At 70.2% G+C, this 12,242-nt stretch carries 10 protein-coding genes; 3 read left to right on the forward strand and 7 right to left on the reverse strand.

All coding sequences use genetic code 11. The annotated features are described in order from the left end of the window. Window positions 1-117: 117 nt before the first annotated feature. A complete protein-coding gene (locus ACFVXE_RS18820) occupies window positions 118-2,223 on the forward strand; it encodes a TPM domain-containing protein (RefSeq protein ID WP_389672350.1) in 2,106 nt (701 codons plus the stop codon). 123 nt (window positions 2,224-2,346) lie between these two features. Further along, window positions 2,347-3,060, forward strand: a complete 714-nt coding sequence (locus ACFVXE_RS18825; protein WP_389672296.1) for a PspA/IM30 family protein — start codon at window positions 2,347-2,349, stop codon at window positions 3,058-3,060. 43 nt (window positions 3,061-3,103) lie between these two features. Here the strand turns inward: ACFVXE_RS18825 and ACFVXE_RS18830 are convergent, their stop codons facing one another. The 7 genes from ACFVXE_RS18830 to ACFVXE_RS18860 all read right to left on the reverse strand — a co-directional run bounded on the left by ACFVXE_RS18830 (window position 3,104) and on the right by ACFVXE_RS18860 (window position 10,542). Further along, window positions 3,104-5,665, reverse strand: a complete 2,562-nt coding sequence (locus ACFVXE_RS18830; protein WP_389672351.1) for a SpoIIE family protein phosphatase — start codon at window positions 5,663-5,665, stop codon at window positions 3,104-3,106. A gap of 191 nt (window positions 5,666-5,856) precedes the next feature. Then, window positions 5,857-6,285, reverse strand: coding sequence for an ATP-binding protein (locus tag ACFVXE_RS18835; RefSeq protein ID WP_389672298.1), 429 nt, complete (start codon window positions 6,283-6,285; stop codon window positions 5,857-5,859). A gap of 176 nt (window positions 6,286-6,461) precedes the next feature. Further along, window positions 6,462-6,587 (reverse strand): hypothetical protein, encoded by a 126-nt coding sequence (locus ACFVXE_RS18840; protein WP_389672300.1) that lies wholly within the window; start codon window positions 6,585-6,587, stop codon window positions 6,462-6,464. A gap of 11 nt (window positions 6,588-6,598) precedes the next feature. Beyond that, window positions 6,599-7,036, reverse strand: a complete 438-nt coding sequence (locus tag ACFVXE_RS18845; protein ID WP_389672302.1) for a (deoxy)nucleoside triphosphate pyrophosphohydrolase — start codon at window positions 7,034-7,036, stop codon at window positions 6,599-6,601. A 145-nt stretch (window positions 7,037-7,181) separates the two neighbouring features. Further along, window positions 7,182-7,364: an SPOR domain-containing protein gene (locus ACFVXE_RS18850; protein ID WP_389672304.1), complete on the reverse strand. Its 183-nt coding sequence runs from the start codon at window positions 7,362-7,364 to the stop codon at window positions 7,182-7,184. A gap of 221 nt (window positions 7,365-7,585) precedes the next feature. Next, on the reverse strand, window positions 7,586-9,388 hold the full coding sequence (locus ACFVXE_RS18855) for a purine-cytosine permease family protein (protein WP_389672306.1): 1,803 nt from the start codon (window positions 9,386-9,388) through the stop codon (window positions 7,586-7,588). A gap of 401 nt (window positions 9,389-9,789) precedes the next feature. After that, window positions 9,790-10,542: a GntR family transcriptional regulator gene (locus tag ACFVXE_RS18860; RefSeq protein WP_389672307.1), complete on the reverse strand. Its 753-nt coding sequence runs from the start codon at window positions 10,540-10,542 to the stop codon at window positions 9,790-9,792. Between the two features lie 290 nt (window positions 10,543-10,832). On the opposite strand from ACFVXE_RS18860, the gene ACFVXE_RS18865 reads away from it, so the two are divergent. After that, window positions 10,833-12,221 (forward strand): glycoside hydrolase family 18 protein, encoded by a 1,389-nt coding sequence (locus tag ACFVXE_RS18865; protein WP_389672309.1) that lies wholly within the window; start codon window positions 10,833-10,835, stop codon window positions 12,219-12,221. Window positions 12,222-12,242 lie beyond the last annotated feature (21 nt).

Genomic DNA, 12,242 nt, shown 5'->3' on the forward strand with positions numbered 1-12,242 from the left:
GCACGTGAGGGCGTCGATCCGCTCGCGGGGGCACCGCTGGGGCGCGACGTCGTGACAATGGCCTCGGAGATCTCCGGGTCGCGGCCCCTCGGAGTGGGACATAGCCTCGCAAACGTGATGCAGCTCGTGAGCCGTACCCGGATTCTCATACCGGGCCGTGCCCTCGTCGCCGTGCTGATCGCGGTGTGCTGGCTGGCCCTCCCCGCTGCGCCCGTCGCCCGCGCCGACGACCCCGTCACGCTGTCCCGGGACGGGCAGATCACCGACAAGGTGGGGGCGCTCGGCGACCGCAGGAGCGAGGTGGCGGGTGCCATCGACCGGCTCTACACGGATCGCCGCATCCAACTGTTCGTCGTGTACGTACGTGATTTCTCCGGCCGCTCCGCACAGAGCTGGGCCGATGCCACCGCGTCCAAGAACGGGCTGGGCCTCGACGATGTCCTTCTAGCCGTCGCCACCCACGACCGGCAGTACGCGTACAGCGTCGACCAGGGCTCCCGTCTGAGCGACGCCCAGCTCCAGGACGTGGCGCGCACGGCCATCGAGCCGGCTCTCAAGGCGGACGACTGGGCCGGTGCCGCGATCGGCGCGGCCGACGGGTACGCAGCCGTGGTGGCCGGGAAGCCGGTCCCGACCCCCACGATCACGCCCGGCGCCGCCGATCCCGGGGCCGGGGATTCCGGCGGGACGAGCAGCAGCGACCTGATCCTGCCCGTGGTCCTCGTCGGCGGGGCGGGAGCGGTCGCCGCCTACGCGTACACCCGCCGGAAGAGGCGCGCCACGACCCGCACCACGCCCGGCGCGACCGGCTGGGGCCACGGCGGTTCTCGCCACGGCGCCCCACCGACTCCGCTGCCGGAACTCGATGCCCGGGCCAAACAGACCCTGGTCGACACCGACGACGCGGTCCGCACCAGCGACGAGGAACTCGGCTTCGCCACGGCACAGTTCGGGGAAGAGGCCGCCGCGCCGTTCAGCGAGACGGTGCTCTTCGCGAAGAGCGAGCTGACGGCCGCCTTCCGGTTGCGGCAGCAGCTCGACGACGCCTTCCCCGAGGACGACGCGACAAGGCGACGGATGCTGGACGAGATCATCAGCCGCTGCGCGGAGGCCGACTCGCGCCTGGACGCGGTGTCGGAGGACTTCGACCGGCTGCGTGCCCTGGAGCGCAACGCTCCGCAGGCCGTGGTCACCGCCGAGACCGCGTTCCGCGTGCTCGCGGGCCGGGTCTCCGCGGCCGATGCCGCTCTGGCCACTCTGCGCAGCCGGTACGCGGAGTCCGCCTCTTCCTCCGTCGCGGGCGACGTCGAGCAGGCCAAGGACCGCCTCGTCTTCGCGACATCCAGTCTCAACCGGGCCCGGCAGGCGGTGGACGGCGGCAACAACGCGGCAGCGGCGGTGTACGTACGGGCAGCCGAGGGCGCGGTCGGTCAGGCGACCACCCTCGTCGATGCCGTGGACCGTCGTACCGAGGAGCTCACGGAGGCGGCGGCCAGACTGCCGGCCGCGCTCACCGAGACCGAGGCGGATCTCGCCGATGCGGGCGGGTTGCTCGAAGGCACTGCGCAGGATGTGCCGACCGCGGATCTACGGGGCCGGATCGCCCGTGCCCGGTCGGTGCTCGGTGAGGTCAGGAACGAACTGCGGGCCGGCCGCCACGACCCCATCGATGCGCTGCGCAGGGTGGAGGAGGCGGACGCGGCGCTGGACGAGGCGCTCGCCGGAGCACGGGAGCAGGAGCTGGGCAACCGCCGCGCGCGGTCCCTTCTCGATCAGGCGACGCTCACCGCGCGCTCGGCGATCGCCGCTGCCGCCGACTACATAACGACGAACCGCGGGGCGGTCGGCAGCCAGGCCCGGACACGGCTCGCGGAAGCTCAGAGGCGGCTGGAGCGAGCCCGGGAGCTGGCCGGCACGGACGATCCCCAGGGGGCTCTGGCCGAGGCGCATCAGGCCGACTCGCTGGCCGGGCAGGCCCGGAGCCTGGCCGAACAGGACGTGCGGGCGTACGGGAACCGAAACGGTCCGGGCGGTGTACATGGAGGGGGCGGCGGGATGAACGGGGCGGTGCTCGGCGGGATCATCCTCGGCGGACTCCTGGGCGGCGGAGGGGGCGGCAGAGGTTACGGCGGTGGATTCGGCGGCGGGGTCGGGGGAGGCGGGCCCGGGAGTTTCGGCGGCGGGGGCACCCGCGGCCGGCGCAGCGGCGGCGGTCGTTTCTGAGCCGTCGGCAGGGCGGATGCGCGAACGTTCAGGCGCTCCGTACGAGCCATCCGGTCCCGTACGGCCCAGGTGGCCGGTCCGGTCCACGAAGCGGCCCTTGTGGCCCGTGCAAGGAGAGGTGCCATGACCAAGCAGACCATCCTCGGCCGCGTCAGTCAGCTGGCGAAGGCCAACATCAACGCGCTGCTGGACCAGGCGGAGGATCCGCAGAAGATGCTGGACCAGCTGATCCGCGACTACACGTCGAACATCTCGGAGGCCGAGCAGGCGGTGGCCGCGACCATCGGCAATCTGCGCCTGATGGAGCAGGACCACCGGGAGGACGTCGACGCGGCCAAGGAGTGGGGTGAGAAGGCGCTCGCCGCCAGTCGTAAGGCCGACGAGCTGCTGGCGGCCGGCTCGACGGCGGAGGCCGGTAAATTCGACAACCTGGCCAAGGTCGCGCTCGGCCGTCAGCTCCAGTCGGAGAAGGAGGCGAAGACCGCGGAGCCGACGATCGCCGCGCAGACGGAGGTGGTGGACAAGCTCAAGTCGGGTCTGGACCGGATGAAGGCAAAGCTGACGGAGCTGAAGTCGAAGCGGGACGAGCTCGTCGCACGCGCCAAGTCCGCGCAGGCGCAGAACCAGATGATGGACTCCGTCAAGAACATCAATGTTCTGGACCCGACCAGTGAGCTGAGCCGGTTCGAGGAAAAGGTGCGGCGCGAGGAGGCGAAGGCGGTGGGAAAGCAGGAGCTCGCCGCATCATCGCTGGATGCCCAGTTCGAGCAGCTGGACAGCCTCGGCGACAGCGCGGAGGTCGAGGCCCGGCTCGCGGCCCTGAAAGCGGCCTCGTGACCACCGCACTCGCGGCGGCCACCGCGCCCACGCCCCCCGTGGTTCAGAACATGCTCAGCAGCTGCTCGACCGTGCGCTCCGCGGCCGGCTCCCCGTCGGGCAGCGGCAGCTCGAACCAGACGGTCTTGCCCCGCGGAGTCCGCCTCGAACCCCAGGCCGCGCTCAACAGCCCGACCAGCTGGAGCCCGCGTCCTCCCTCGTCGGTGTCGCGTGCCCGGCGCCGGCGCGGCTGGACGAGACCCGCGTCCCATACCTCGCAGACGAGCGTGCGGTCACGCAGCAGCCTGAGTCGGATATCGCCCTCGCCGTACCGCAGGGCGTTGGTGACCAGCTCGCTGACGAGCAGTTCGGTGGTGTCCACCAGGTCGTCGAGCTCCCATGCGACCAGCTGTCCTCGGGCCAGTTCGCGGGCGCGGCCGACGGAGCGGGGTTCGCGCGGCAGCCGCCAGTCGCCGACCGCTTCAGCCGGAAGCCCCTGGATGCGGGCCATCAGCAGAGCGATGTCGTCCTCTCCGTGCCGGGTGTCGAGAGTGGTCAGGACATGGTCACAGACGTCCTCGAGCGGGAGCTCGGGTTCGACGAGGGCGCCGCGCAGGGCCTGAAGTCCTTCGTCGAGCGGGTGGTCGCGGGACTCGACGAGGCCGTCGGTGTAGAGGGCGAGGAGGGCGCCCTCCCTCAGTTCCACCTCCACTTCCTCGAAAGGCTCGCCGCCGACTCCGAGCGGCATCCCGGGAGGGACGTCGAGCAGCAGAGCGGGTTCACCCGGCTCGACCACCACAGGGGGGAGGTGACCGGCGTTGGCGAAGGTGCACCGCCGGGTGACCGGGTCGTAGACCGCGTAGACGCAGGTCGCCAGGTAGACCTCGGAGAGGTCCGCGTCGCGGGCCTTGTGGGACGCCCGTGACGGCCACTGGGCACCGCCGCCGCGGCCGTCGGAGGGACTGCTGCCGCCAGGGGTACCCAGCCCGCGGGCGACCTCGTCGAGCGCGGAGAGCACTTCGGCCGGCTCCAGATCGAGAAGGGCCAGGGTCCTTACGGCGGTGCGCAGTTCACCCATGGCGACGGCGGCCCGCAGACCTCGGCCCATGACGTCCCCGACCACCAGCGCGGTGCGGTGTCCGGGGAGCTCGATCACGTCGAACCAGTCGCCGCCGACCTCGGTCGCCGTGTTGCCGGGCAGATAGCGGCAGGCTATGTCGAGGCCTGCGGCCTCGGGGTCGCCGGGTGGCAGGAGGCTGCGCTGCAGAATGAGTGCGCGCTCGTGCTCGCGCCGGTAGAGGCGGGCGTTGTCGATGCAGACGGCGGCCCGGGCGGCGAGTTCGATCGCGAGAGCCCGGTCGCGTTCACCGAAGGGTTCGCTGCCCTTCGTACGGGAGAACTGGACGAGGCCGACGACGGTGTCGTGGGCGACCATCGGCACGGCGAGAGTGGACTGGACGAAGCCGAGGTCGTCACCGGGGACGTCCTCGACCTGACCGGTGCGCAGGGCCATGGCACAGGGGGAGTTGAAGGAGTAGCGGTGCACGGCGCCCAGCGCGGGCGGGTCGGTGTCCCCGTCGGTCGCACCGCCGTCCGGGACCGTCGGCGGCAGGGCGTCCGACACTGCGCTGGCGAAGGCGACACGGCGCAGTTCGGCGGAGCCGCCGACCGACTCGTGGTGGAGCGATCCCCAGCTTCCGGGCGCCGCCTCGTCGCCGGTGAGCAGCCCCTGGTAGAGGTCGACCGAGGCGAGGTCACAGAAACCGGGCACGGCGACGCCGAGGAGTTCGCGCGCGGTGGTCTCCAGGTCCAGGGAGTTGCCTATGCGCGCGCCGGCCTCGTTGAGCAGAGCGAGATTGCGGCGGGCACTGGCGGCCTCGCGGGCGGCGATGTGGCGACGGGTGACATCGGTGGCCAGCCCGGCGACACCGACGGGGCGGCCGGCTCCGCTGTGCACGCGGTAGAGGTTCATCGACCAGTGACGGCGCTCCGCCTCGCCGGGAGCGGTGCCGACGAGTTGGAGATCGGTGACGGCGTCCCCGGTCTCCAGGACTCGCTGGAGGGTGGAGGTGAGCCGCTCGGCCTCCGGGCGGGCGAGATAGTCGTGGACCGTGCGGCCTCGGTGGTCGTCGGCCCGCCCGCCGAAGACGGTGGCGAAGCGCTGATTGGCCCGGATGACCGTGAAGTCCATGCCGAACAGCACGAAACCGAAGGGAGATTGGCCGAAAATGGCCTGCGATGCGGCAAGGTCCGTTTCGATCCGCCGCAGGGCGCGTACGTCCACGACTATGCAGAGCGCGGCCCGTTCCCCGCCCTCCGTCTCACTGGGCATCACATAGATTTCGGCGAGCCCGTGCGCCGCGTCCGCGCCCGGCATCCGGAAGGGGACGAGGCCGGTCCATTCCCTGCCGTCGAGGATCTCACCGACCCTGCGGTGGCCGTCGCTGCGCAGCTCGGCGGGCATGAAGGTCTCGACCGGATCCATGCCCAGCGCTTCGCGCGCGGCAATGCCGAAGAGGCCGGCGGCCCGGCGACTCCACTGCTCGATCAGGCCGTCGGGGCCGATCGAGAAGGAGGCGACCCTGATGTGGTCATAGATCGACCCGGGCGGGCTGCTCTGCCACACGACATCGCCCGCCGTCCCAGGTATTTCGCTCACGCGACCGTCCCCTCCAGCTCACACACCGGACCGGTCCTGCCCGCAGTATTCAGCACTACGGCGCTTACCGACACGGCGTTCACGATCACAGCACGGTCTCAGTCCCTTTCAGCCAGGTTCTGCCGACCTTGGTGATCGCTGTGCGTCCCACCCCACTCCTAACCAGGGAGAGCCAGCTCGAACCACACAGTCTTGCCACTCTTTCCGCGCCGGGTCCCCCAGCGGCGCGCAGTACAGGCCACCAGCTGCAGTCCCCGGCCGCCTTCGTCGTCGGGTCCCGCAGTACGTTCGGTGGGCAGATCCGGAAGCGGATCGGAGACTTCCACCAGCAGTCCGAGGTGCGTGCCCGGCGCTTCGCCGTCGGGGGCCGGGCGCACCAGCCTCACGCCGATAGGGCCTGACGTATAACGCAGGGAATTGGTCACCAGCTCACTGACCAGCAGGATGGTCACGTCGACGACCGCGGTGTCGAGCCCCCAGCCGCGCAGCGTCTCATGGACATCTTGCCGAGCGGTGTGCACGGCACCCGGCACAGCCGGAAAGGTCCACTCGGCGCAGTCGCCTTCGGTATCGATCACGCCGATCACTTCCCAAGACCAGCAACGAGAACGCACTGTTTATAGGGACTAATCAGCACATACCCGCTAATCAGGGCAAGCTATCGCCGGAACGGATACCTGGGGCGTATGGATGCAAGGCGGCGCACCAACACGGAGGGGGCGCACGCGGTCGGCGGTGTGCGCCGTCCGGCGGATCCTGTGCATCACAGCGTCGAACGTGCAGGCCCCTGCGGAACCACCGCGTCCGGCGCGGTCACGTCCGCGGTCGTGTCCGGCGCGGTCGTGTCCGGCGCGGTGACGGCCGGCGCGGTGACGGCCGGCGCGGTCACGTCCGAATCGATTACAGCCGGGGCGATCCGGCCGGAGGGTTCGCGTCGGGGGCGGCTACGGCGGGCAGTCGGCGCATCGCCTCGGCGACTGCGGGCCTGTCCTGATCCAGCCAGTCGACGGCCTCGCTCTCGCCAGGCCCGAGCCAGCGCAGCTCGTCGTGGTCCTGGAGCGGGGCGGGCACGCCGGAGACCAGCCGCGCCGTCCAGACGCGGAGGACGTATCCGGGCTTGAGGGGCCACTCGCCGGGGATGCGCTCCAGTGGTTCCGTCTCGACGCCGAGCTCCTCACGGAGTTCGCGTACGAGCGCCTGCTCACCGCTCTCCCCCGGTTCCAGCTTGCCGCCGGGCAACTCCCAGCGGCCGGCCAGCTCGGGCGGGGCACTGCGACGCGCCGCCAGCAGGCGCCCCTGGTCATAGACGGCTCCGGCCACCACCACGCGATCGTTCATACGCCGGAGCGTAGCCCCCGCCACGCCGCCGATATCTCGGCGATGCGCCGCCGGCGCGCGCATCGCCGTCATCCCGCGGATACGCCCTCGGCAGTCCCTGCTCCACCCTCCCGCGGTCACCCCCGCCCCCACGACGGCCCCCGGGTCAGGGCCGGGCACTCTGCCCGATGCGCTCCACCCAGTAGAGCTGCTTGTGTCCGCGGCCGTCGAGCTTGTCGGCGATCTGCTGCGCCTCGTCCCGCGTGGCATACCTGCCCACGCGGTACCGGTTGCCGTTGTCGTCCTGCCGTATCACCAGCCAAGGGAGCACGGCACCGCCGTCGCTCATCGTGTCCCTCCCGAGCATTGGGCCCCTCCCCTGAACGGCGTGCACGTCTCTAAGGATCCCCAGGAAACCGCAGTACGCATATGCCCGAGCGTACGCCTGACCTTCACGCAACGAATACGTAATTACACAAAGAGATACCGATCCGGCCATCACGAAGGGGGGCGCACCCTGTCGGATGCGCCCCCTCGTGTCCGCCGACCACCTCTGCCCTCTTCTGTCGCTCACGCCTCCGGAGCGTGTGCGGCCGGGCCGGCCGCCGGCGCCACCTCGGGTGCCGCCTGTGCCGTGGGCATCGTGGGCATCGGCATGAGGACCGGGCCGGACGTCGGCTCCTTACGGCAGACGTCCCCGCACTCGGTGTCCAGCGAACAGCACAGCGAGCAGATCGGCCCCGACCGGACCGGGCAGTCGGCGATGTCCGGGAGTTCGTAGGCGGTCTCGCAGACCGAGCAGGTGTGGGTGGCGGTGATGTCCTGGATCTCGACGCCCGGTCCGTTCACCGGGTTCGGACGGGCCAGGTAGTACTTCCCCTTCGTCACCCAGGCGATGAACGGGCAGAGCGTCAGGGACAGCCCTGCGGCGATGAAGGTCGAGAACGCCTCGGCGTATGTGCCGAAGAGCCCGAAGAAGGCGAGGATCGAGACGGTCGAGGCGATCACCATCGCTCCGAATCCGGCCGGGTTCACGGCGTACAGATAGGCACGCTTGAACTCGATGTACCGCGGACTCAGTCCGATCCTCTTGTTGACGACCAGGTCGGCGGCGACGGCGGCGATCCACGCGATGCCCACGTTCGAGTAGAAGCCCAGCAGCTTGTTGAGGGCCGCGAACATGTTCATTTCCATCAGCGTGAGCGCGATGGCGAGGTTGAGGAAGATGTACCAGACCCGGCCCGGGTGCCTGTGGGTGATCCGGGAGAAGAAGTTCGACCAGGAGAGCGAGCCGCTGTAGGCGTTGGTCACATTGATCTTGACCTGGGAGACGATCACGAAGACCGCGGCGGCGGGCAGGGCGAACGAGCCGAGCCACGGCCTCAGCGCCTCGATCTGTGGCGCGATGGGCTCCAGCGCGTGCGTCTTGCCGACCGCATCGAGCGCGACAAAGGCGAGCAGCGCGCCACCGAGTTGTTTCGCCGCCCCGATGATGACCCAGCCGGGGCCCGCGGCGAGCACCGCGAGGTTCCACCGTCGCTTGTTGGCCTCGGTCCTCGCAGGCATGAAACGCAGATAGTCGGCCTGCTCGCCGATCTGGGCGATGAGCGAGAGGGCCACGCCCGTGCCGAGCCCGAAGCCGATCCAGGAGAAGCCGGATCCGGCACCCTCCGTACCGCCGAAGGAACCGAACGCGCCCCAGGCGTCCGGGGCTTCGAAGGCGAGCACGACGAACGGCAGGACCAGGCCGATGATCCATACCGGCTGCGTCCAGGCCTGCACCTTGGCGAGTGCCCCCATGCCCCGGAAGACGATCGGGATGACGATCAACGTGGTCACCAGATAGCCGACTTCGACCGGCAGCCCGACGGCCTGGTGCATGGCCTGCGCCATGATCGAGCCTTCGAGGGCGAAGAAGATGAAGGTGAAGGACGCGTAGATCAACGAGGTCAGCGTGGAGCCGAAGTAGCCGAAGCCCGCTCCGCGGGTGACCAGGTCCATGTCCAGGCCGTATGTCGCACAGGCCCGGGCGATCGGGATCCCGGTGAGGAAGATGATCGTCGCGGCGGTGAGGATCGAGGCGAAACCGCTGGTGAAGCCGTAGGTGAAGACGATCGAGGCGCCGATCGCGAAGTCGGCGAGGTACGCGATCCCACCGAGCGCGGTGCCCGCGACCATCGAGGGCGACCAGCGGCGGAAGGAGTGCGGCGCGTAGCGGAGGGAGTAGTCCTCCCGGCTCTCGTCGGCGGCGAGCTTGGCGTAGCTGCGCGTCGGGGGCGGCATCGCGGCGCCCGACGCCCCGGAGACCCTGGGCGCCCCGTCGGGGGCAGCCTCCGGGGCCCCGGCAGTCGCGGGGGTGGCTGTGTCCGTCATCGGTGACTTCCCGTTCGTCGGTCCGGTGTGCGGCTACGAACGGAAGTTACGAGCAGGACATGACAATGCGTCGTGGTCGCCGGTTGCCCGTCGGTTAAGGAAACCGACGGGACGTTAACTCGTCGTCACGGGCAACGGACAGGCCGTCCGGGTATCGGTCGCCCGACAGGAAGTGCTGGGCTCCGGCCGCCCGGCAGCGGTCCGGAGCGCCGACTGCTCGGCAGCAGCCCGGAGTCCCGGCCGCCCGGCAACAGACCCCTGGGCCGACCGCCCGGCAGGGACCCCGAGAGGCCGGAGCCCGGCATCAGGCCGGAAGACCCGGCACCGACGGGCGGGCGGAGCCGCGACACGCGGCGGGCGCCCCGGCGGACCCGGCCCGCGACGAGGGACCGGAGCGCCGGTCATCTGACAGGAAGGTGGTAGGCGATCCGGTAGCGATCGGCCGGCACCACCACATCCGCCGTCTCGACCGGCCGCCCCGACGCGTAGTACGTACGCCCGATCACCATCACCACATGGCCCGGCACGCCGCCGAGCGCCAGGAGCTCCTCCGCCAGCCCCGGGCGCGCGCCCACCTGCTCGGCGACGTTGTCCACGACGACATCGATCGCGGCCATCCGCTCGACGACCCCGCAACCACCCAGCGGGCCCTCCTCCGGCAGCATCACCGGGGTGCGACCCGTGATGGCGAGGGGCTCCCAGGAGGTGGAGAGCATCATCGGCTCCCCCGCCTCCCGGAAGACGTATCTCGTACGCATCACCCGGTCACCCGGCTCGATGTCGAGGCGTTCGGCGATCTCCGGGCTCGCCCCCTCCTGCTCGCTGCGGGATTCCCATGTTCCGCGCACCCCGTCCGCCGTCTGTTCCTGACGGAACGGACTGGCCCCGGCGCCCGGGAGGTATCCGGAGCGGGCGATGCTGCGGGGAACAGGCCGCTCACGCACATACGTACCGGATCCCGAGCGTCCCTCGACCAGCCCCTCGGCCATCAGCACCTTGCGTGCCTCCAGCGCGACCGTGTCCGAGACCCCGTACTCCTCGCGGATACGGGCTTGCGAGGGCAGCCGCGTATGCGGCGGCAGCGAACCGTTGGCGATCTTCTCCCTCAGATCGCCCGCAACGCGTAGATAGGCGGGCTGCTCACCGAAAGTCACAGGCCACTCCCAACAGGTTGACAGTCTGCAACAGACTGGCAACCGTCGGTTGCGCACCGCAAGCACGGGCCAAAGTTTCACTCGAAGTGATGATTGGGCGTCGTGCTGGGCATATGCGTTCCCCGATCCCCTCCGATCCTCTCCGATCTCCTCGAATCACCCCCGATCGTCGCCAACCCCTTGACCCATTTTGGTCCAGACCAATAACTTCCTCTCCACACAGCACGGCACACCGCACAGCACACAGCACGGCTCTCGCACCTACCAGCACAAGCACAGGAACGGGCCTCATGCGTCGAAGAACCCTGTCCGGACTGGCCATTGCCGCCTGCGCCCTCTCGCTGGCGGCCGGCATCGCCCCCGCCTCCGCAACCGCCGGCCACAGCGCACCCGGCGGCAACGGCCGTCGCACCGGCACCCATGCCACCGCCCCCGCCTACAAGCGCGTCGGCTACTTCACCCAATGGGGCGTCTACGGACGCGACTTCCAGGTCAAGGACCTGGAGACGAGTGGCGCCGCCGCCAAGCTCACCCACATCAACTACGCCTTCGGCAACGCCGGTCCGGACGGTAAGTGTCTGGCCGGCAACGTGCCCGGCGAGGCGGACGCCTGGGCGGACTACGTCCGCCCGCTGGACGCCGCAGGGTCGGTGGACGGCGTCGCGGACACCGACACCCAACCGCTCGCGGGCAACTTCAACCAGCTCCGCGAGCTCAAGGCCAAGCACCCCGGCCTGAAGGTGATGATCTCCCTGGGCGGCTGGAGCTGGTCCACCCACTTCTCGGACGCGGCCCGCACCGCCGCCTCGCGCAAGGCGTTCGTCTCCTCCTGCATCGACCTGTACATCAAGGGCAACCTGCCGGTGGACGGGGCGCGCGGCGGCGACGGAGCGGCCGCCGGGCTCTTCGACGGCGTCGACATCGACTGGGAGTGGCCCGGCTCCGCCGGTGACACGGACACGGTCTACCGCCCCGAGGACAAGCAGAACTTCGCCGCGTTGGTGCACGAGTTCCGCACCCAGCTCGACGCGTACGCGAAGAGCTCCGCGGCGGGCAGGGGCCACGGGCACGCCGCCAAGCCCAAGCACTACGACCTGTCGGCGTTCGTGCCGACCGCCCCCGCCAAGATCGATGCGGGCTTCGACGTCCCGCGCATCATGCGGGACTTCGACTTCGTGAACCTTCAGGGTTACGACTTCCATGTATCCGGCGAGGCGACGACCGCGCAGCAGTCCGCGCTGTACGCCAAGGGTGACTTCAGCGTCGACCAGACCGTCCGCGACTGGATCAGGCGCGGGGCCCCGGCTCGCAAGCTGGTGATGGGCATGCCGTTCTACGGCCAGGGCTGGACCGGTGTGACGGGGGGCGGCGACGGTCTCGGCCAGCCGGCCTCGGCACCCGCTCCCGCCACCTGGGCGGCGGGCTACGAGGACTACAAGGCCCTCAAGAAGCTGGCCGAATCCGGCACGTACAAGGTCCACCGGGACCTGCGGAACGGCAACGCCTGGCTGTTCGACGGCACCACTCTGTGGACGTACGACGACCCGCAGGTGCTGCGCACCAAGACCTCGTACATCCGCGCACACGGTCTCGGCGGTGCGATGTTCTGGTCGCTGGACGGGGACACGGACGACGGCGAGCTGATGACCGCCGTCGACCAGGGCCTGGGCAGGCGCTAGCAGGAGAGGGTGTGGGTGCGC

Origin of the sequence: Streptomyces sp. NPDC058231 (genome assembly GCF_042882275.1) — a bacterium.
Classification (GTDB): Bacteria; Actinomycetota; Actinomycetes; order Streptomycetales; family Streptomycetaceae; genus Streptomyces.

Excerpts from the sequence above, each read along its gene's own strand:
- ACFVXE_RS18845 (WP_389672302.1), bottom strand. The coding sequence starts at position 7,036 with ATGAACGATCGCGTGGTGGTGGCCGGAGCCGTCTATGACCAGGGGCGC.
- ACFVXE_RS18825 (WP_389672296.1), top strand. The coding sequence starts at position 2,347 with ATGACCAAGCAGACCATCCTCGGCCGCGTCAGTCAGCTGGCGAAGGCC.
- ACFVXE_RS18855 (WP_389672306.1), bottom strand. The coding sequence starts at position 9,388 with ATGACGGACACAGCCACCCCCGCGACTGCCGGGGCCCCGGAGGCTGCC.
- ACFVXE_RS18820 (WP_389672350.1), top strand. The coding sequence starts at position 118 with ATGCAGCTCGTGAGCCGTACCCGGATTCTCATACCGGGCCGTGCCCTC.
- ACFVXE_RS18850 (WP_389672304.1), bottom strand. The coding sequence starts at position 7,364 with ATGAGCGACGGCGGTGCCGTGCTCCCTTGGCTGGTGATACGGCAGGAC.
- ACFVXE_RS18865 (WP_389672309.1), top strand. The coding sequence starts at position 10,833 with ATGCGTCGAAGAACCCTGTCCGGACTGGCCATTGCCGCCTGCGCCCTC.